We start from the raw sequence: 19,064 nt of genomic DNA, 5'->3' as shown, positions 1-19,064 counted from the left end.
GCTGGCGCGGCCTGCTGCATGCCGACCGCGAACGTTCCGCCCTGCCCGACGACCTCGACCTGGGATGGGACGGCCGTCAGCCGCTGACCTTGCCCGGCGGCGGCACCCTGTGTCTGGAAGGCACCGAGGCCCTGCCGGCGCCGTGCCGGGTGCGCGCCCGCCGCGGCGGCGAGCGCATCGTCCTGCCAGGCCGCGGTCACCACCATGCGCTCAAGCAGGTGCTGCAGGACCTCGAAGTGCCACCCTGGGTGCGCGAGCGGCTGCCGCTGCTCGAGGACGGCTCCAACCAGCTGCTGGCCGCCGGCGACCTGGTTTACTCGGCGGCCTTCGACGACTGGCTGCGCGCCCGGCAGGCGCGGCTGCTGTGGCACGACGGTCCGCCTTCGCAGGAATCGCCCGAGCCACTGTAGGCGCGGCGAGAGTCGCGATTGGGCCTTCCCATGAAAGCGCTATCGCAGCTTGCGCCACGTCCGCGATCGCCCCACGCACCCACAAAAGCGGCGACCAAGGCGATAGACTTCCCCCATGGCCAAGAAACCCGCCACCGAAGCCTCGCCGGTCGCCGATTTCGAGCAGTCGCTGGACGCGCTCGAACAATTGGTCGAGAAGATGGAACAAGGCGAGATGAGTCTGGAAGACTCGCTCGCCGCCTACGAACGCGGCGTCGGCCTGTATCGCAAGTGCCAGGCCGCGCTCGAACAGGCCGAGCTGCGCGTGCGTCTGCTCAGCGATCCACAGGACCCTGCCAGCGGGCGGCCATTCGACGCCGCCGACGCTCCCCGCTCCGACGATGTCTGAGCGCGATTTCGCGCGCTGGCGCGCGCGCGCGGACGCGGCGCTGGCCCGCTGCCTGCCCGACCCCGACGCTGCGCCACGCAGACTTCATGCGGCGATGCGTCACGCGGTCCTGCTCGGCGGCAAGCGGATGCGGCCGATGCTGGTCTACGCCAGCGGCGAGCTGTGCGGTGCCGCCCCCGAGACCCTGGATGCGCCGGCCGCCGCGATCGAACTGATCCACGCCTATTCGCTGGTCCACGACGACCTGCCGTGCATGGACGACGATGCGCTGCGCCGCGGTCAGCCGACCGTGCACGTCGCCTTCGACGAAGCGACCGCGGTGCTTGCCGGCGACGCCCTGCAGACGCGCGCCTACGAGCTGCTCGCCGACGCCCCGGTGCCGGATGCGACCCGGGTCGCACTGTTCCGGGTGCTGGCCGGCGCCTCCGGCGCGGCCGGCATGTGCGGCGGACAAGCGTTGGACCTGGATGCGACCGGCAACGGCCACGCGATGTCGGTGCAGGCCCTGAAGCGATTGCATGCGCTCAAGACCGGAGCGCTGATCCGCGCGGCGGTGCGGATGGGCGCGCTGTGCGGCGGTGCCGAGCGGGAGCAGACCGAGGCCCTCGACCGCTTCGCCGACGCGATGGGACTGGCGTTCCAGGTCCGCGACGACATCCTCGACATCGAGAGCGACAGCACCACGCTCGGCAAGACCGCGGGCAAGGACCTGGTGCAGGCCAAGGCGACCTTCCCCGCGCTGATCGGCATGGTCGCCTCGCGCTGCCTGCTGTCCGACCTCGCCACGACGATGGACGCGGCCCTGTCGGATTTCGGCGAGAGCGCCTCGGCGCTGGGCGCATTGGGCCGCCTCGCCATCGAACGCGACCGCTAGCGATCGCTGTAAACGAACAACGCCGGCACTGGGCCGGCGTTGTCGTGATGCCGCGCGGAACGCGCAATCGACCGATCGGACTCAGCTGATCAGGCGAAGGGTGAACGGATAGCGGAAGTTTTCTCCGTTCGCCGTCTTCACCGCCGCGACGATGCACAGGATCAGGTTCGCCAGTCCCACCAGCGGCATCAGCAGCGCGCCGATGATGACGAAGGTCAGGATGAAGGAGACGACGAACGCGATCATGATGGTGATCTGGAAGTTCAACGCTTCCTTGGCCTGCTCGTTGAGATAGGCCTTGGCGGAGTTGTCCTTGTTGATCAGCCACACGACCAGCGGCATCACCACGCTGAAGAGCAGACCCGAGAGATGGGTCAGCATCGCCAGGTTGCGGTCGTCGCTGCCGGCCGCATCGGTCGAGGCCGATTCGGGCGCGGCCTGCGGCGGCGGCGGAGACGCCGGCGGCTCGTTGTGCGGGGGCGGCGTCTGGGACGGCTCGTTCGGGTCTTGGGTACCGCTCATCGTGGATCTCCCTGAAGGTTCGGACGAAGGTTTCAGACCTCTCACTGTCGGCTGATCGCTCCTGCCCGTCAACTGCCGGAAGCCATGGCGGCCTCCGCCCGGAGGCGCCGTCGTCGCCTCGACCCTCGCTCAACCCTCGCCGGCGACGGTCATCGCGCCGATCAGGATCGAGCCGGTGCGCACGTGCGAACGCGGGTCGACATCGCTGCCGACCGCCTCGATCGCGCGGAACATGTCCTTCAGATTGCCGGCGACGGTGATGCCGTCGACCGGATAGGCGATCTCGCCGTTCTCGACCCAGAATCCGGCCGCGCCGCGCGAGTAATCGCCGGTGATGCTGTTGACGCCCTGCCCCATCAGCTCGGTGACCAGCAGGCCGCGGCCCATGCCGCGCAACAGGTCCTCGAAGCCGCCGGCGTTGGCCGCGACCTGCAGGTTGTGCACGCCGCCGGCGTTGGCGGTGGTCTGCAGGCCTAGCCTGCGTGCCGAGTAGCTGCCGAGGATGTAGCGCTGCAGCACGCCATCGGAGACCAGCGCCGACTCGCGCGTGGCCACGCCCTCGGCGTCGAAGTTGGCCGAGCGGAAACCGCGGCGCAGGAACGGCTGTTCCTCGATCGCGAACCACTCCGGAAACAACCGGGTACCCGCGCTGTCGAGCAGGAAGCTGGCGCGACGGTACAGGGCGGCGCCGGAGACAGCCCCGAGCAGGTGTCCGACCAGCGAACGCGCCATCTCGGCGGAGAACAGCACCGGATGGCGGCCGGTGGCGAGCTTGCGCGGGGCCAGGCGCGACACCGTGCGCTCGGCGCCACGGCGGCCGATCGTCGCGGCCTGCTCAAGGTCGTCGGCGGCCAGCGCGATGCTGTACCAGCCGTCGCGCTGCATCGCATCGCCACGCCCGGCGATGAAGGCGCTGCCGATGCTGTGCTGGCTGCCGCGCTCGCGACCGATGAAGCCATGCGAGTTCGCGTAGACGCCCAGGCTGGTGCCGGTACCGAGCGAGCTGCCGTCGGAGTTCTCGATCCTGGCGTCGAAGTCGCGCCCGGCCTGCTCGGCGGCCAGCGCCAGCGCGATCGCCCGTTGCGGATCGTGTTCGACCTCCCATGGATGCCAGTCGTCCAGGTCGCGCCAGCCGCCGTCGGCCTGCGGCGTCGCCATCAACTCGGCATCGGCGAGGCCGGCCGCGGCGTCGTCCTCGGTGTGGCGGGCGATCGCGCAGGCCTGCTCGACCGTCGCCGCCAGGCTGTCCTCGCGCAGGTCGGCGGTGCTGGCGCTGCCCTTGCGCTGGCCGAAGTAGACGGTCACCGCGATGCCGCGGTCGCGCGAGGCCTCGACCGTCTCGACCTCGCCCATCCGCACGCTGACGTTGAGTCCGGTCTCCTCGCTGCAGGACACTTCGGCCTGGCTCGCGCCCTGCCCGCGACAGCGCTCGAGCAGTTTCAGGGACAGCGCCTCCAGCGCGTCCAGGCGGGCCTGACTGTCGTCGTGGACGGGAATGCTCGGGGGGGTGGTGGCCAATGCCTTATCCTTTCTGTTCTGGGCCCGGCGCCAGCCGGCTCCGGGTACGACCCTTCATTGGAAACATCGGCCCGACGCCGGCGCAAGCCGGTGCGACGGGCGGTAGAGAAGAACGAATATGCGTGGAACCGACGACGACACCGGCGAATACCTCAGCCCCAGCCGCAGCCAGCGACGCCGCGAGGCGCTGGACGTACTCGAACTGGGCCGCAGGCTGTCGGAGCTGACCGACGCCCAGCTCGAACGCCTGCCGCTGCCGGAATCGCTGCTGCCGCACATCCGCGAGACCCGCCGCATCACTTCGCACATCGCCCGCAAGCGCCAGCTCGCGTTCCTGGCCAAGCAGATGCGCCGCGAGGACGAGGAGGTCCTGGACGCGGTCCGCGACGCGATGGACGAGAGCGGCGAGGCCGCGCGTCGCGAGGTCGCCACGATGCACCGCGCCGAGTCCTGGCGCGAGCGCCTGCTCGAGGACGGCGACGCCGCACTGGCCGAATTCATCGACGCGTTCCCGGCCGCCGACCGCCAGCACCTGCGCCAGCTGGTCCGCAACACCCTGGAGGAACGCAAGCGCAACAAGCCGCCGCGCGCGTTCCGCGAGCTGTTCCGCGAGGTCCGCGAGGCCATCGCCGGCAACGCCGACGACAACGCGGGCAGCGCCGACGACGACCACGGCTGAACGCCCGCGGCGGCATCCGCCGCGCCGCATACGTCGAGCCCCCGCGCCGACACGCCGGTCCGCATCAGGCGCGGGTGCCGCCCACGGTCAGCCCGTCGATCAGCAACGAGGGCTGGCCGACGCCGACCGGAACGCTCTGTCCGTCCTTGCCGCAGACGCCGACGCCCTCGTCCAGCGCCATGTCGTGGCCGACCATGCGCACCTTCTGCATCGTCTCCGGACCGTTGCCGATCAGGGTCGCGCCCTTGACCGGCGCGGTGACCTTGCCGTTCTCGATCAGGTAGGCCTCGGTCGCGCTGAACACGTACTTGCCGCTGGTGATGTCGACCTGGCCGCCGCCGAAGTTGACCGCGTACAGACCGCGCTCGACCGAGCGGATCATCTCCTCCGGGTCGTGCGTGCCGGCCAGCATGTAGGTGTTGGTCATGCGCGGCATCGGCAGGTGGGCGAAGGATTCGCGGCGGCCGTTGCCGGTCGGCGCCATGCCCATCAGCCGTGCGTTGAGGGTGTCCTGCATGTAGCCGACCAGGATGCCGTCCTCGATCAGCGGGGTGCAGTGGGTCGGCGTGCCCTCGTCGTCGATGTTCAAGGAACCGCGGCGGCCGGCCAGGGTGCCGTCGTCGACGATGGTCACGCCCGGCGCGGCGACCCGCTGGCCCATGCGCCCGGCGTAGGTACTGGTGCCCTTGCGGTTGAAGTCGCCCTCCAGGCCATGCCCGACCGCTTCGTGCAGCAGCACGCCGGGCCATCCCGGGCCGAGCACCACCGGCATCACCCCGGCCGGCGCATCGATCGCCTCCAGGTTGACCAGGGCCTGGCGCAGGGCTTCGCGCGCGAGCCGCTCCGGCAGGCCGCCGTCGAGCAGCTCGGCATAGCCGTAGCGGCCGCCACCGCCGGCGTAGCCGCTTTCGCGGCGGCCGTCCTGTTCGACGATGACCTGCACGTTGACCCTGACCAGCGGGCGCACGTCTGCGGCGAGCACGCCGTCGCTGCGCGCGACCAGCACGGTGTCGACGCTGCCGGACAGGCTGACCATCACCTGGCGCACGCGCGGATCGGCCGCGCGCAGCATCCGGTCGACGCGCCGCAGCGCCTCGACCTTGGCCTCGTTGGCATAGCCGTCGATCGGATCCTCGGCCGGATAGAGGCCGCCGCCGCCCGGATTGCGGCTCAGCGCCTGCGCTCCGACCACGCGGCCATCGCGGGCGATCGCCCGCGCCGAGCCGGCGGCTTCGAGCAGGGCCTGGCCGTTGATCTCGTCGGAATAGGCGAAGCCGGTCTTCTCGCCGCTGATCGCACGCACGCCGACGCCCTGCTCGATCGAATGGGCGCCGTCCTTGACGATGCCGTCCTCCACCGACCAGCTCTCGCGCCGGCTGTGCTGGAAATACAGATCGCCGAAATCCACGCCGGGGCCGAGCAGGGTGCCGAAGGCGCGCTCCAGGCCACCGGTGTCGAGCCCGGCGGGAAGCAGGAGACGGGATTCGGCCAGTTGCAGGGGCTGGGTCATGGGTTGGTTGTCCGGAAACAGGGGGTTGCGGCAGCTCGACGGCGGCGCGGGCCGCGATCCTCGGCTGTCACGGGAAGGCCTCGCCGCGGCTTGCGCCGCCGGTACAGGCAGGATGGGTGCCGAAGGGCGGTCAATCAACCCGCCGGTGGCGCCGATTCGGCCGCGGCCCGGCGACTCTGTTCGCGGGTCTGGACCTCGACCTTGGGCGACTTCCAGGGGCCGGTCACGCGGTAGACGCGGGCGGCGATCTGGCCCAGCGGCTTCTCCAGCACCACGTTGGCGGCGGCACCGATCGCCGCACCCACCGGCCCGCCGGCGATCGCCCCGACCGCGGTCAGCAGATTGCCGGCCTTGGGTCGCACCTCGATGGTCTGGTCGAAGCGCTCGCTGCGCAGGTGGGTGGTGCCGCTGATCGCGATCGCCGCGGCCGGTCCGTCGATCAGCAGGTCGTCGCTGCGGGCCAGGCCATCGGCGAACACCACGTTGCCGGCGACCCGGTTGAAGGCGAAGCCCTTGGAGAACAGGTCGCCGAAGTCCAGCAACAGCCGGCGCGGCAGCTGGGCGATGCTCAACAGGCCGAGCATGCGCCCGGCACCAGGCTCGACCTCGAGCAGGTGGCCATCGCGCGCATCGATGCTCAGGCGCCCTTCCAGCGCACCGGCCGAGAACGCCGCCGGACTGCCGGACCACCCGGCATCGAATTGCACGCGGCCGCGGCCGTCGCCGATCCGGCCGGCCAGGCCGAACCCCAGTCCGTCGAACAACTCGCCGAAATCCTCGCTGCGCAGTTCCAGCTGCATCCGGGTCCGCGCGGCGGCGCCGCGGCCGTTCCAGTCGCCGCTGACCTCGATGCTCTGCTTGTCGGCGCGCGTGTGCAGGCGCTCGATGCGCATGCCCGTCGCGGTCGGATGCGAGCGGAACCCGGCCTGTCCCAGCGCCGCGTCGTTGAGACGGAAGTCGGCGACGTCGATCGTCAGCGGCGGCACCGCCGCCGGATCGAGTGCGTCCGCCTCGGCACTGGCGATCGCCGCCGGCACCGCGTCGACCACGTCGCTCGCCTCTATCGTGGCAGTCGCGGCAGGCGCGACGGAAGCGTCCGCGGCCACCGTCGGCGCGCGCCAGTAGACCCGATCGAAGCGGCCGACGATGGCCTGCCCGCCGCTGCGCGGAATCGCCAGCCGCCCTTGCAGGTGTTCGCCGGACGTCGCCACCGCGAGGGCACCGTCGGCGCCGGGCGTGACCACGACGCGGGTGTCGGGGAACACGCCGGCGAGCATCTGCAGCTCGCTGGCGGTCACGTCGATCCGTTGCAGCGGCATCGCGCCGCCGGTGGTCCCGGCCCGGCCGAGCGCGATCCATTCGATCGCATCCAGCTGCGCGGCATGGCCGCTGGCGATCAGACCCTGCGCCGGTGCCGGTTGCGTCACCTCGGTACTGCCCAGGGCGATGCGCACCCCGGTCTGGCCGTTGCCGCTGCGCGCGCGCACCGCCATGCGATCGCCCAGCGCCACCCGCACATCGCCGCTCCCCAGCGGCAATGGCGTTTCGATCGTCGCCGCCAGCGACTCGCCGGCCGGCTTGCGCAACGGCGCCGGCAGTTCCAGCGCGGTGCCGACCAGGTCCGAGCCCAATCGCAACCGCGACGCGGCCTGCACACCGTCGATGGCGCGCGGCACATCGACGCCGACGGTCCAGGACGAGCGCCCGGACAGGTGTGGCCGCAACCAGTCCAGGTCGGGCACCCGCGCGATCAGCTCGCGCACCGGGATCGAAGCCTGCAGTTCGCCCTCGAAGGCATGCCCCGGATCGCGCACATGGCCGTCTCCGGCGCGCAGCGCGAGGGTCCCGGGCAGTCCCTCGTGAACCACGTTCAGGCCGTCGGCCCGGAAGCCGCCGCGCGAGTAGCGGGCGCGACCGCGGACCTGGTCGAACGCCAGGTCCCAGCGCGAATCCGACAGTTTGATGCCGTCGACATCGACGCTGCCGTCGATCTCGGTATGGCTGCCCTTCTTCATCGGCAACCGCAGTGCGAAACCGACCCGGGCCGGACCGCTGGCCTGCAACGAGGCCAGGTGCTCGCCGATGCTGTCGTCGAGCGGACTTTGCCGCAGCAGTTCGAGCAACCGCCTGGCATCGCCGTCGCCGTCGGCATCGACGGACAGACGGCCACCGACGTAACGATCGATGCCGGCCTCGATTCGGCTGATCGCGACGCCGGCGATGCGCCCGCGTCCGCTGACATCGAAACCCTCGGCGACGAAGCGCACGTCCGCGTCGAGCTCCTCGACCGCCGGCCAGCCGGGCTGGAAGCGGATCTCGCCCTGCTCGATCCGCGCGGTGGCCTCGAACAGGCCCTGATGGTCGCGGAACGGCCAGTCGTCGAGATCGCCGCTGATGATCGCGCGGCCGTCGCGGACGGTACCGCCCTGCAGGGCCGCGTCCAGCCAGGCCACCGCCGCCGGCGGCATCCGGTGATGAACCCAGAACCCCTTGGCGACCGGCACCGCGGCATCGTCCAGGCGTGCGGCGATGTCGATCCGCGGCCGGCTGCCATCGCCCTGCCAGCCGAGGCCGCCGCGCACATCGGCGGCGAAACTGCCGCCGTCCAGGCGCAACGCACCGGTCGCGACCCGCCAGCCGGCACCGTCGCGCCAGCCGGCGATGTCGCCGGCGAGCTTGACGGTATGGACCACGCCGAATCCGCTCGGCCAGTCGAACCGCATCGGCGCGGTCTCGTCCAGCCTCAGCACGAAACCCGACTGGTCGCCGTCGATCACCCCGCCCAGGCCGCTGATTCCGGGCGCATCGCCGAGCGCCTGGAAGCCGGCGCGCTCGATCCGGGCATGCGCACGCAGCGCGCCGCCGCTCTCGCCGGCGACACGGATGTCGCGCAGCACCGCCTGCGGCCGGCTGCGCTGCAGCCAATCGCGCAACGCCGGCGACAGGCGGTCGCTGAACGCCGCCACCGCCAGCAACGGGCCGATATCGATGCGCTCGGCCTGCACCGCGAAACGCCGACCACCGGCCACGCCCAGGCCGTCGAGCACCTGGCGCGCGTCGCCCTCGCCGACCCGCAGCACCGGCGCATCGAAGCGCCAGCCATCGTCGATCAGTCGCCAGCGCGCGCGGCCCTCGACACGGCCGAACCGGGCCGTGCGCTCGTCATTGCCGGCCGCCGGCACCAGGGCGACCTCCTCCAGCAGGGTATCCACGGTCACCGCGGTGATCCGATGGCCGCGCAGCTCGGCCCAGGCCTCGGCGCGTCCCTGCCCCGCTTCGACCCGCACGCCTGCCAGCTGCAACAAGCCGCGCCAGTCCGCGAGATCGGCCTCGCGGGCGCCGGCATAGGCCGTGCCATCGCCGCTGCGACGGTCCAGCGACAGCACCGCGGTCAGCGGTGTGCCGTCCAGCTGGGGCCAGGCGCGCAGCGCGGCGCGGACCCTGTCGCCACTGACCTGCAGGCGCACGTTGACCCGCGGGATGTGGGCCTCGATGCCGAACGCGGGCGCGATCACCGACAGCTTGCCGCCGACGACCTGCAATTCGCCCAGAGCCTCCAGGGTCTCGAACACGTCGCCGCCGGCCTTCTGCTGTCCCGGCAGACCGCGCACCTGCCAGCGTCCGTCGCCGGCACGCTCCAGGGTCAGGTCGAGGCCGCGCAGGCGCAGCTCGGACAGCGCCTGTCCCGGCAGCAGGCCTTCGTAGATCGACACCAGCATCTCGGCATCGCCGACCACCACCGCATCGCGCCCGGGGCCGATCCGCAGGTTGTCGAGCTTCAGCAGCGGCCCGCGCCGGGTCCACTCGGTCTCGACCCGGTCGAACGCGACCGGCCGGCCGCTGCGCTCGCTCAGCCACGCCGCGATCCGCTCGGGATGACGCTCGGCCAGCGGCAACAACTGGCTGGCCACGCCCAGCAGCAAGGCGACCAGCACCAGCGATACCGCCATGGCATAGCCGAGGCCGCGACGGGCCATGCGCAGGCGGCGGCGCATCGGGGTCGGCATCAGGCCTCCGTCCCGCGACCGGGCAACGGCCCCGCACCCACCGGCCATGCGCTCATGCGCCGGGCCGTCCGGGGCGAACGCGCGCGAACCCCGCAACAGGTACCGCAAACTCCGCGGTCAGAGCAGCACCACATCGAACTGCTCCTGCGAGTACTGCTCGTCGGCCTGGAAACGGATGCTCTTGCCGAGGAATTCCTCCAGCTCGGCGACCGCCGCCGACTCCTCGTCGGTGATCCGCACCACCACCTGCGGCGAGGCGATCACCAGCAACCGCTGGGCGTCGAACTGACGCACCTGGCGGACGATCTCGCGGAAAATTTCGTAGGTCACCGTTTCCGGCGTCTTCAGGGTGCCGCGGCCGCCGCACTCGTGGCAGGCCTCGCTGAGCTGGCGCTCCAGACTCTCGGTGGTGCGCTTGCGGGTCATCTCGACCAGGCCCAGCGGCGAGAACTCGTAGACGGTCGACTTGGCGTGATCGCGCGCCATCGCCTTCTCCAGCTGCCGCAGCACCTGGCGCCGATGCTCGGGATCGGTCATGTCGATGAAGTCGATGATGATGATCCCGCCCAGATTGCGCAGCCGCAGTTGGCGCGCGACCGACTGCGCGGCCTCCAGGTTGGTGCGGTAGACGGTCTCCTCGAGGTTGCGCTGGCCGAGGAAGGAACCGGTGTTGACGTCGATCGTGGTCATCGCCTCGGTCTGGTCGATGACCAGGTAGCCGCCGGACTTCAGCGGTACCTGCTTGTCGAGCGCGCGGCCGATCTCGTCCTCGACTCCGTACAGGTCGAAGATCGGGCGCGCGCCACTGTAGTGTTCGATCTTCTCGTCGAGCCCCGGCATGAACTGCGCGGCGAAGGTGCGCAGGCGCTCGCAGGTCTCGCGCGAATCGACCTTGACCCGTTCGACGTCCTTGCGCATCAGGTCGCGCACCGCGCGCATCGGCAGGCTCAGGTCCTCGTACACGCGCTCGCCGACCCGTGCCTTGGCGACCCGCGCCTCGATCAGGGACCAGGCCCGCCCGAGGTAGGCGATGTCCTCGGCCAGGGCCTCGGCCGGCTGGCTCTCGGCGTTGGTCCGGACGATGTAGCCGTGGGTCGGCGCCGGGCTGCCGTCGACCTCGCCCGCGGTGGCCGCGCCGGAACGCGCGGCGGCGCACTCGGCCGCACACCCGACCACCAGCGCCTTCAGCCGCGCACGCTCGTCCTCGTCCTCGATCCGCGCCGATACCCCGATCACCCGCGCCCTGGGCAGCAGCACCAGGTAGCGCGACGGGATGCTCAGCTGGGTGGTCAGGCGCGCGCCCTTGCTGCCGATCGGGTCCTTGACCACCTGCACGACGATCTCCTGGCCCTCGCGCAGCAGCTCGGTGATCGGCCGGGTCGGCGCCGGCGGCAACGGTGCCTCCTCGCCCTCGCCGTTGCTGACCGGAGGCGGCTTGGCGATGTCGGCCGCATGCAGGAACGCGGCGCGTTCCAGGCCGATCTCGATGAAGGCCGCCTGCATGCCGGGCATCACCCGCTGGACCTTGCCCTTGTAGATGTTGCCGACCACGCCGCGGGCCCAGCCGCGCTCGATGTGCAGTTCCTGCAGCATGCCGTTCTCGACCACCGCGACGCGGGTCTCGCGCGGGGTGACGTTGACCAGGATTTCCTCGGTCATGCGACGCTCCCGGCCGCCGGCAGCAGCCCGAACCGCCGCAACAAGGCGTCGGTCTCGTACAGGGGCAGGCCCATCACCCCGGAGAAGCTGCCGTCCAGCCGCGACACGAACACCTCGGCCGCGCCCTGGATGCCGTAGGCGCCGGCCTTGCCGAAGGCCTCGCCGGTGGCGACATAGGCGGCGATGCGCGCCTCGTCGAGGCGATCGAAGCTCACCTTCGACTCCGATACCGTCTCCAGCTCGCGTTCGGCCGAAACCAGCCACACCGCCGACACCACCCGATGGGTGCGTCCGGACAGCCTGCGCAGCATCGCCGCCGCGTCATCGGCATCGGCGGGCTTGCCGAACACCTCGTCGTCGAGGATCACCTCGGTGTCGGAGCCCAGCACCACCGCGCCGGGGGTGGCGACGACCTCGAGCAGTCCGGCGCCGGCCTTCTCGCGCGCGACCCGGCGCACGTAGTCGTCGGCCGCCTCGCCGGGAAGGCGCTGTTCGGGGATATCCAGATCGATGGTGTCGAAGTCGACGCCCAGGCGGGCCAGCAGGGCGCGGCGGCGCGGGGATTTCGAAGCGAGATAGAGCATCAAGGCTCCCGGAACGGAAGGAAGCGGCGGACGACAGACCCGGCTTCCCGGAAACTGAATGGGCCCGGACGGCCCGCCCCTGAGACACGGCACGGACCCCTCAAGCACGGCCCGGCCGCCACATCACCATACGGTCCGGAAAGCATAACCCGCACTGACTGAGCGCCAGCCGATGCCGAATCGATAACCCCGACGCAGCTCACGCTCCGTTCACCCGTTCACCTCGTCCTACCGGATGAACAGGCATCGTCTGCGGATGATCCGCCTCGCCACCGGCCAGGCCTTGCCCCACCCCCTGATGGAGTCGAACATGCCCCAATCCCTCACCCGCCCCGCCTTCGCCGCCGCCCTCGCGATCGCCCTGACCCTGGGAGCCCTGCCCGCCATGACCGCCCACGCCCAGACTTCCGCCCCCCAAGCCAGCGCCGACGGCACCCTGCTGTCGATCAGCGCCGAAGCCGAGGCCCGGCGCGTGCCCGACATGGCGACCCTGTCGACCGGCGTGGTCACCCAGGCCGCCGACAGCAATGCCGCGATGCGCGCCAATGCCGAGCAGATGGAGCGGGTGGTCGCGGCGATCCGCAAGGCCGGCATCGCCGAGCGCGACGTCCAGACCAGCGGCGTGAATCTGCATCCGCAGTACCAGCACAACAACGACCGCGCGCCCACGATCACCGGCTACCAGGCCAGCAACACCGTCAACATCACCGTGCGCGACATCGGCAAGCTCGGCCAGGTGATGGATGCGCTGGTCGCGGCCGGCGCCAACCAGATCAACGGCCCCAGCTTCGATGTCGAGGACAAGGAGTCGGCCTACGACGAGGCCCGCCGCGCCGCGGTGGAAAAGGCCCAGGCCCGCGCCGGGATGTACGCCAAGACGCTGGGGCTGCGGGTCCGCCGCATCGTCAGCATCAGCGAAGGCGGCGACGGCTTTCCGCGGCCGATGCCGATGATGGCGATGGCACGCGCCGGCAAGATGGCCGACACCCCGATCGCCGCCGGCGAGAGCAGCCTGTCGGTCAACCTCGACATCGTGTTCGAGCTGGGCCGGTGATCGCCGCCCGCCTCTTCCGGGAGGCGTGACGCACGACGATGCGAATTGCACAGGCCCGCTCCGGCGGGCCTCTTCGCATTGGCGGGCAGCGCCTCAACCCCGCCGGCCCGGGTCGCGCGTTCGTGAACCATACAGACCGCGAATGGAGGTGGCCGATGACCCCCAGCTTCCCCTTTGGACAGCAGCACGTCGAGCAGCAGCATGCCGATCCGCGCCACGGCGAAGGGTCGCGCTTCGAACGCTGGCGGGCCGCGCTGGCGGACGGCAACGGGCCGGACGTCAATCGCATACTGGCGATGGCGGCGATGATCGTCCTGCACCTGGTCGCGGTGATGCTGCTGTTGCGGCCACAGTCGATCGAGCCGGTCGAAGCGAAGCAGGAAACCATCCTGGTCGAGCCGATCAAGCTCGACCAGCCGCCCCCGCCGCCGGTGCCGGTGCCGGTCGAACGCACGCCGACCGCTCCGGTGCGGCAGCCCAGTCCGCCGGTCCGGCAGCCCGACCCGCTGCCCGACAGCCAAGCGCTCGACATCCACGTTCCTCCTGTGGATACGGTCGGCGAGACCACCGACGTCATCGCCGACAACGCGATCGACGACGGTCCGCCGGACCTGTCGCCGATGACCGGCGCCCGCCTCGCCTACGCCAGCGCGCCGGCGCCGCGCTATCCGGTCAAGGCGGTGCGCGAGGGCCGCAGCGGTACCGTCCTGCTGCAGGTCGTCGTCGACGAAACCGGGCAGCCGATCGAGGTTACGGTCTCGCGCAGCAGCGGCCACCGCGACCTCGACCAGGCCGCGGTGCGCCAGGTGCTCAAGAGCTGGCGCTTCCAGCCGGCAACCCGCGACGGCCACCCGATCCGCGCGATCGGCCTGGTGCCGGTCGACTTCAGGCTGTAACCGACCCGTCCCGCCACTGCGGCATTTGCACGGGCGAGCGCGACCGGGCTTTCATGGGGAGGCCCGGTCGCGGCTCACGCCGCTCCTACGAAAAGCGATGCAGCACGGCCCCAACCCCCTGAGTCAGGGGGGAACGATATCCGGCTGCGCCCGGATATCTCCCAAGGTTCGCTGCACAAACCTTGGGCCCCGCCGTTGCGCTTCCACACCCCCATTCGCATCTGCGATGCGAATCGCCCCCTGACTCAGGGGGCTGGGTCATACGCCACCATCCCGTAGGAGCGGCGTGAGCCGCGATGAGGCTTTCCTCCTGGCGCCACCCCGCTCAGGCGCGGTGATAGGGATGGTTGGCCAGCATCGCGGCGGCGCGGTAGAGCTGCTCGGCGACCAGCAGCCGCACCAGCATGTGCGGCAGGGTCGCCGGGCCCAGCGACCACGATTCGTCGGCCTGCGCCAGCACTTCCGGCGCATGCCCTTCCGGCCCGCCGATCAGGAAGGCGAGATCGCGCCCCTGGCCGCGCCAGTGCTCCAACCGTTGCGACAGCCGCTCCGAACTCCACGGCTTCCCGCGGCCGTCGAGGGTGACCACCAGCCCGCCCTTCGGCAGCGCGGCCAGCACCCGGCCGCCCTCGTCCTGCATCGCCCGGGCCGCATCGCGGTTCTTGCCGCGCATCCCCGGTGCGACCTCGACCAGCTCCAGCGGCAGCCAATGCGACAGCCGCTTGCGGTACTCCTCGAAGCCCTCGGTCACCCAGGCCGGGGGACGCTCCCCGACCGCGATCAACTTCGCCTTCATGGATTCGTCTCCATGTCGCGAATGTTACCGGTCGTGGGTCACGGGAAGCCACGCTGAAACCCGCGGGTCATCGGACCGTTATCTGTGCGCCCTAGCGTCGGGCGGCCCCCCACCGGCCGCTCCCTGTTCCGCGGCCGTTCGTGTTGTTCCCACTCTGGTCCCCCCTGACCCCCCAGCCAGCAGGAGTTGCAGATGCACGATTTCGATACGTCCCGCCGCCAGGTCCTCAAGGGCAGCGCCGCCGCCATGGCCATCGGCGCCATCGGCAGCCTCGGCGCCCTACAGTCCCGCCAGGCGCAGGCCCACGGCCGCGGCCCGCGCCACGGCGACCCGGTCCAGCTCGAACCCGTCCCCAGCCCCTACGGCCCGCTGCAACCGGTCGCCGACCTGACCACCGGGCTGCCGCTGCTGCAGCTGCCGCAGGGCTTCAGCTACCGCTCGTTCGGCTGGACCGGCGACATGATGGCCGACGGCCAGCCCTGCCCGAGCAACCACGACGGCATGGCCGTGGTCCGCGCCTACACCCAGGGCCACCCGCGCCGCGGCCGCGGTCGCGGTCGTCCGCACGGCGCCGAGCTGGTGCTGGTCCGCAATCATGAACGCGGCGCGACCACGCCGATCCAGGCGGCGGGCATGTACGACACCGGCGACCTCGGTGGCGGCCAGCGCGCCGGTGGCGGCACCACCAACCTGTTCTGGCGCGACGGCCAGTGGCAGGAGATGGAAGCCAGCCTCGGCGGCACCCTGGTCAACTGCGCCGGCGGCCCGACCCCGTGGGGTACCTGGCTCAGCTGCGAGGAGATCAAGACCAATGCCAGCTCCAGCGAGGGCAAGAAGCACGGTTATGTGTTCGAGGTGCATCCGGAGACCGAACGCACCAGCGGTCGTCCGCTGGTCGGCCTGGGCCGCTTCAGCCACGAGGCGGTCGCGGTAGACCCGCGCACCGGCATCGTCTATCTGACCGAGGACGACCGCAACAAGGCCGGCCTGTATCGCTTCATCCCCAACGATCGCTTCGGCCGCCACGGCTCGCTGGAGAACGGCGGCCGTCTGCAGGCCGCGCGCGTGCGCCGCAAGCCCAATGCCGACCTGACCGTCGCCAACATCGGCGACAGCTACTGGCTGGAATGGGTCGACATCCAGGAGCCGGACATGGATTCGATCGCGGCGCCGGCCGGCTTCCCCGACATCGGCAGCGGCGACACCCTCAGCGGTCCGTTCGCCCAGGCCTGGGCCGAGGGCTGCCTGCGGATGAGCCGTGGCGAGGGGATCTGGTACGCGCACGGCCAGATGTTCATCGTCGACACCGCCACCGGCGTCGACAGCCAGGGCCGCCCCGGTCGCGGCGAGGGCGCGGTCTGGGTGCTCGACCTCTACAGCCAGCGGCTCAAGGCGCTGTTCGTCAGCGGCAACCCGTTGGCCGGCAACAATCCCGACAACATCACCGTCAGCCCGCGCGGCGGCGTGGTGCTGTGCGAGGACGGCGGCTCCAGTCCGGACAACTACGGCCCCGGCGCGCGCCTGCTCGGTCTGACCCGTCGCGGCGAATCGTTCTACCTGTGCAAGAACAACGTCGAGCTGACCGACAGCCAGATCGCCGGCGCCGACAAGGTGGTCGCCGAGGGCGACTACCGCAGCAACGAGTTCGCCGGCGCCTGCTGGGATCCGCACGGACGCACGATGTTCGTCAACATCCAGACCCCGGGCATCACTTTCGCGATCACCGGCCCCTGGGCGCGCGGCGGACTCTGAACCCCGCGCGCAAACGCGAACGGCGCCCCTCGGGGCGCCGTTACGCTTCGGATCCTGCGATGGCCGGGCGCCTGCTCAGGCGTCCTGCGGCGCCTCGTCCGTGTCGGACTCCGGCGGCTGGTCGCCGACCGTCCACAGCCGCTCCAGCGCGTAGAACTCGCGCACCCGCGGCAGCATGATGTGGACGACCACATCGGCCAGGTCGACCAGCACCCACTCGGCCTCGCGCTCGCCTTCCACGCCCAGCGGCATGTAGCCCAACTGCTTGGCGTGCTTGACCACCTCGTCGGCGATCGACTTCACGTGGCGGGTCGACGTGCCGGAGGCCACGACCATGAAGTCGGTGACGCTGCTCTTGCCGCGCACGTCGATCTCGACGACATCCTTGGCCTTGAGTGCCTCCACCGCATCGCGCACGGCGCTGAGCAGTTGCTCGGCGGCAGGAGGCGGATCGGGAATACGGGTCTTGATGACGTGGGCTTGGTTGCTCAAGTGCTCGCTCGGATGGTCGATTCAGGGACGTAGGGTGCGCGAGGATTATAGCGAAGCCCCTGCGGTCGCGCCGACCTCCAGGAACCCGGGTTCAGCAAGTTGAGCAAGACCGCCCGCGGTCCGCTAGCCGGAACCGCCGGCCCGCGAGCGCAGCGGCGCGCGACCGTACAGGCCATGCCGCTCGATATAGGCGGCCACCGCCGGCGGCAGGTCGCCGCGCCAGTCGCCACCCTCGCGCATCCGCCGCCGGATCCCGCTCGCCGAGGTATCCGACAGCGGCTGCCGCAACCGCCAGATCCGCCCGGCGGGCGCCTGCTCCAGCGCCGACGGCGCTTCGGCCCAGCGCCCGGCCACCGCCTCGGCGAGTTGCTCCGGCAGTGCCCCGTCGATCGGACTGCCGGGACGCTCGGCGACGACGAAGTGGGCCAGTTCAAACAACTCCCGCCACTGCTTCCACGACGGCAGCCCGAGGAAGCTGTCGGCGCCGACCAGCAATGCCACCGGCCTCCGCGGGCCGATCTCCTCGCGCAGCGCGCGCAAGGTGTCGGCGGTCCAGGAGCGGCCATCGCGCTCCAGCTCGCGACGATCGACCCGCAGGCCCGGTTCGCCGGCCACCGCGATATCCAGCATCCGGGCCCGCTGCAGGGCGTCGGCGCCGGGCGGCGGACGGTGCGGCGGATCGGCGGCCGGCATCAGCCGCACCGGGGTTCCCAGCGCGTCGCGTGCGGCACGCGCGATCGCCAGATGCCCGTTGTGGATCGGGTCGAAGGTACCGCCGTAGATCAGCCACAGGTCCATGGCGACGGCGCCCTCAGGCCGCGGTCGCGGTCAGCAGCCGCACCGCCTTTGGATCGGCCACCGCCAGCAGCAGCCGCTCCAGTCCCAGCCACGGATCGCCGGCCTCGCGCCCCTTGACCATCCGGTCGACCTTGCCGGCAACGCCGACGAAGGCCTCCCAGCGCGGCGCCGGATGACGCTGCAGCGCACGCCGGTAGACCGACTGCTTGGAATCCCAGATCCGCTGCGCCTTGAACTCGGCGCCGAGATTGCCGCCCGCCGCCGCGACCCGTGCCAGCGATGCGGCGCGCTGCAGCTCCATCACCACCATGCCCATCAGCGCCGGCACCGCAACGCCTTCGCCGCGGAGTCCGGCGAGCATCCGCGACACCTGCACCGGTTGCCCGTTCAGGGCGGCATCGACCAGGCGGAACACGTCGTAGCGCGCGGCATCGGCGACCAGCGCCTGCATCCGCGCCAGGTCCAGCGGCGCCTTGTCGGCACCGGCCAGCAGCGCCAGTTTCTCGATCTCCTGCGCGGCGGCGAGCAGGTTGCCCTCGACCCGGTCGGCCAGCAGTTGCACCGCGTCGCGGTCGGCGGAGAGCCCGTGCCCGCGCAGCCTGCGCTCGATCCACTCGGGCAGCTCGTGCGGCTTGATCGGCCAGGCCACGGCGACATGACCGATCCGCCCGATCGCCTCGCTCCATTTTCCGGCGTGCTTCTTGCTCCACTCGCCCGCGGTCACCAGCAGGGTGACGTCGGCGGCGGGCGCGGCGCAGAAATCGCTGATCACCGCCGCCCCGTCCTTGCCCGGCTTGCCGGTCGGCAACCGCAGCTCGACCAGACGACGGCTGGCGAACAGGCTCGGAGCGTTGAAACTCGCCTCCAGCGCCGCCCAGTCCGGCTCGCGCTGGTTGCCCTCGGCCTCGAACACCTCACGCTCGCTCACGCCCTGCGCACGGGCGGCGGCGCGCACCGCATCGGCCGCCTCCAGCACCCGCAGCGGCTCGGCGCCGGCGATCAGATAGGCCGGTTTCAGCGGCTCGGATTCGAGCCGGCTGGCCAGTTGCTCCGGCTTGAGCTCCACGACTCAGCGACCGTCGTCCGCCGGCTCCGGCTCGGCTGCGCCACCACTGGCCGGCGGCG

General features: G+C 71.2%; 17 protein-coding genes. 7 read left to right on the top strand and 10 right to left on the bottom strand.

The genetic code is table 11. From position 1 onward, the window contains the following. The 3 genes from tilS to FKV24_RS08525 form a co-directional block, all read left to right on the top strand. Positions 1-410 (top strand): tRNA lysidine(34) synthetase TilS (gene tilS, locus FKV24_RS08535; protein WP_141482074.1); only part of this gene is annotated, 410 nt, incomplete at its 5' end. A 115-nt stretch (positions 411-525) separates the two neighbouring features. Continuing rightward, the gene (locus tag FKV24_RS08530) at positions 526-798 is read left to right on the top strand and encodes an exodeoxyribonuclease VII small subunit (RefSeq protein ID WP_141482073.1); all 273 of its coding nucleotides are present in this window, start codon (positions 526-528) and stop codon (positions 796-798) included. Further along, positions 791-1,672, top strand: coding sequence for a polyprenyl synthetase family protein (locus FKV24_RS08525; protein WP_141482072.1), 882 nt, complete (start codon positions 791-793; stop codon positions 1,670-1,672). Before FKV24_RS08530 ends, FKV24_RS08525 begins: the two co-directional genes overlap by 8 nt. 81 nt (positions 1,673-1,753) lie before the next feature. On the opposite strand, the gene FKV24_RS08520 is transcribed toward FKV24_RS08525, so the two are convergent. Continuing rightward, positions 1,754-2,194 (bottom strand): DUF4870 domain-containing protein, encoded by a 441-nt coding sequence (locus FKV24_RS08520; RefSeq protein WP_141482071.1) that lies wholly within the window; start codon positions 2,192-2,194, stop codon positions 1,754-1,756. A gap of 129 nt (positions 2,195-2,323) precedes the next feature. Next, positions 2,324-3,712 (bottom strand): metalloprotease PmbA, encoded by a 1,389-nt coding sequence (gene pmbA / locus FKV24_RS08515; protein ID WP_141482070.1) that lies wholly within the window; start codon positions 3,710-3,712, stop codon positions 2,324-2,326. Between the two features lie 118 nt (positions 3,713-3,830). Here pmbA and yjgA point away from each other — a divergent pair, with 118 nt between their 5' ends. Continuing rightward, on the top strand, positions 3,831-4,391 hold the full coding sequence (gene yjgA, locus FKV24_RS08510) for a ribosome biogenesis factor YjgA (RefSeq protein WP_141482069.1): 561 nt from the start codon (positions 3,831-3,833) through the stop codon (positions 4,389-4,391). 64 nt (positions 4,392-4,455) lie between these two features. Here the strand turns inward: yjgA and tldD are convergent, their stop codons facing one another. The 4 genes from tldD to FKV24_RS08490 all read right to left on the bottom strand — a co-directional run bounded on the left by tldD (position 4,456) and on the right by FKV24_RS08490 (position 12,151). After that, positions 4,456-5,901 (bottom strand): metalloprotease TldD, encoded by a 1,446-nt coding sequence (gene tldD, locus FKV24_RS08505; RefSeq protein WP_111265942.1) that lies wholly within the window; start codon positions 5,899-5,901, stop codon positions 4,456-4,458. A 134-nt stretch (positions 5,902-6,035) separates the two neighbouring features. Next, on the bottom strand, positions 6,036-9,908 hold the full coding sequence (locus tag FKV24_RS08500; protein WP_141482068.1) for a YhdP family protein: 3,873 nt from the start codon (positions 9,906-9,908) through the stop codon (positions 6,036-6,038). 117 nt (positions 9,909-10,025) lie between these two features. Further along, positions 10,026-11,567, bottom strand: a complete 1,542-nt coding sequence (gene rng / locus FKV24_RS08495) for a ribonuclease G (RefSeq protein ID WP_141482067.1) — start codon at positions 11,565-11,567, stop codon at positions 10,026-10,028. Next, positions 11,564-12,151, bottom strand: coding sequence for a Maf family protein (locus tag FKV24_RS08490; RefSeq protein ID WP_141482066.1), 588 nt, complete (start codon positions 12,149-12,151; stop codon positions 11,564-11,566). Before FKV24_RS08490 ends, rng begins: the two co-directional genes overlap by 4 nt. A gap of 310 nt (positions 12,152-12,461) precedes the next feature. Between FKV24_RS08490 and FKV24_RS08485 the strand changes: the two genes are divergently transcribed. Beyond that, on the top strand, positions 12,462-13,205 hold the full coding sequence (locus FKV24_RS08485; protein ID WP_111267992.1) for an SIMPL domain-containing protein: 744 nt from the start codon (positions 12,462-12,464) through the stop codon (positions 13,203-13,205). A gap of 155 nt (positions 13,206-13,360) precedes the next feature. Next, the gene (locus FKV24_RS08480) at positions 13,361-14,101 is read left to right on the top strand and encodes an energy transducer TonB (RefSeq protein WP_141482065.1); all 741 of its coding nucleotides are present in this window, start codon (positions 13,361-13,363) and stop codon (positions 14,099-14,101) included. Positions 14,102-14,426: 325 nt separating this feature from the next. Here the strand turns inward: FKV24_RS08480 and rlmH are convergent, their stop codons facing one another. Continuing rightward, positions 14,427-14,897 (bottom strand): 23S rRNA (pseudouridine(1915)-N(3))-methyltransferase RlmH, encoded by a 471-nt coding sequence (gene rlmH / locus FKV24_RS08475; RefSeq protein ID WP_141482064.1) that lies wholly within the window; start codon positions 14,895-14,897, stop codon positions 14,427-14,429. A gap of 192 nt (positions 14,898-15,089) precedes the next feature. On the opposite strand from rlmH, the gene FKV24_RS08470 reads away from it, so the two are divergent. Next, positions 15,090-16,649: an alkaline phosphatase PhoX gene (locus FKV24_RS08470; protein WP_141482063.1), complete on the top strand. Its 1,560-nt coding sequence runs from the start codon at positions 15,090-15,092 to the stop codon at positions 16,647-16,649. 75 nt (positions 16,650-16,724) lie between these two features. Here FKV24_RS08470 and rsfS read toward each other — a convergent pair whose 3' ends face one another. The 3 genes from rsfS to holA form a co-directional block, all read right to left on the bottom strand. Then, positions 16,725-17,141, bottom strand: a complete 417-nt coding sequence (rsfS, locus tag FKV24_RS08465) for a ribosome silencing factor (protein ID WP_141482062.1) — start codon at positions 17,139-17,141, stop codon at positions 16,725-16,727. Positions 17,142-17,264: 123 nt separating this feature from the next. Continuing rightward, the gene (gene nadD, locus FKV24_RS08460) at positions 17,265-17,939 is read right to left on the bottom strand and encodes a nicotinate-nucleotide adenylyltransferase (protein WP_141482061.1); all 675 of its coding nucleotides are present in this window, start codon (positions 17,937-17,939) and stop codon (positions 17,265-17,267) included. Between the two features lie 13 nt (positions 17,940-17,952). Next, positions 17,953-19,005 carry a DNA polymerase III subunit delta gene (holA, locus tag FKV24_RS08455; protein ID WP_141482060.1) on the bottom strand — a complete coding sequence of 351 codons (1,053 nt, stop codon included), beginning with the start codon at positions 19,003-19,005 and terminating at the stop codon, positions 17,953-17,955. Between the last annotated feature and the right edge of the window lie 59 nt (positions 19,006-19,064).

It is taken from the genome of Marilutibacter maris, assembly GCF_006546735.2.
GTDB classification, from domain to species: Bacteria; Pseudomonadota; Gammaproteobacteria; order Xanthomonadales; family Xanthomonadaceae; genus Marilutibacter; species Marilutibacter maris.
Note: the sequence above shows the minus strand (reverse complement) of the source record. Positions and strands in the feature narration are given on the sequence as shown.

Bases quoted from the DNA above. Each gene is read 5' to 3' on its own strand.
- FKV24_RS08480 (WP_141482065.1), top strand. From the start codon at position 13,361: ATGACCCCCAGCTTCCCCTTTGGACAGCAGCACGTCGAGCAGCAGCAT.
- FKV24_RS08485 (WP_111267992.1), top strand. From the start codon at position 12,462: ATGCCCCAATCCCTCACCCGCCCCGCCTTCGCCGCCGCCCTCGCGATC.
- rlmH (WP_141482064.1), bottom strand. From the start codon at position 14,897: ATGAAGGCGAAGTTGATCGCGGTCGGGGAGCGTCCCCCGGCCTGGGTG.
- FKV24_RS08525 (WP_141482072.1), top strand. From the start codon at position 791: ATGTCTGAGCGCGATTTCGCGCGCTGGCGCGCGCGCGCGGACGCGGCG.
- nadD (WP_141482061.1), bottom strand. From the start codon at position 17,939: ATGGACCTGTGGCTGATCTACGGCGGTACCTTCGACCCGATCCACAAC.
- rng (WP_141482067.1), bottom strand. From the start codon at position 11,567: ATGACCGAGGAAATCCTGGTCAACGTCACCCCGCGCGAGACCCGCGTC.
- FKV24_RS08470 (WP_141482063.1), top strand. From the start codon at position 15,090: ATGCACGATTTCGATACGTCCCGCCGCCAGGTCCTCAAGGGCAGCGCC.
- FKV24_RS08530 (WP_141482073.1), top strand. From the start codon at position 526: ATGGCCAAGAAACCCGCCACCGAAGCCTCGCCGGTCGCCGATTTCGAG.
- tldD (WP_111265942.1), bottom strand. From the start codon at position 5,901: ATGACCCAGCCCCTGCAACTGGCCGAATCCCGTCTCCTGCTTCCCGCC.
- yjgA (WP_141482069.1), top strand. From the start codon at position 3,831: ATGCGTGGAACCGACGACGACACCGGCGAATACCTCAGCCCCAGCCGC.
- FKV24_RS08500 (WP_141482068.1), bottom strand. From the start codon at position 9,908: ATGCCGACCCCGATGCGCCGCCGCCTGCGCATGGCCCGTCGCGGCCTC.
- FKV24_RS08490 (WP_141482066.1), bottom strand. From the start codon at position 12,151: ATGCTCTATCTCGCTTCGAAATCCCCGCGCCGCCGCGCCCTGCTGGCC.
- FKV24_RS08520 (WP_141482071.1), bottom strand. From the start codon at position 2,194: ATGAGCGGTACCCAAGACCCGAACGAGCCGTCCCAGACGCCGCCCCCG.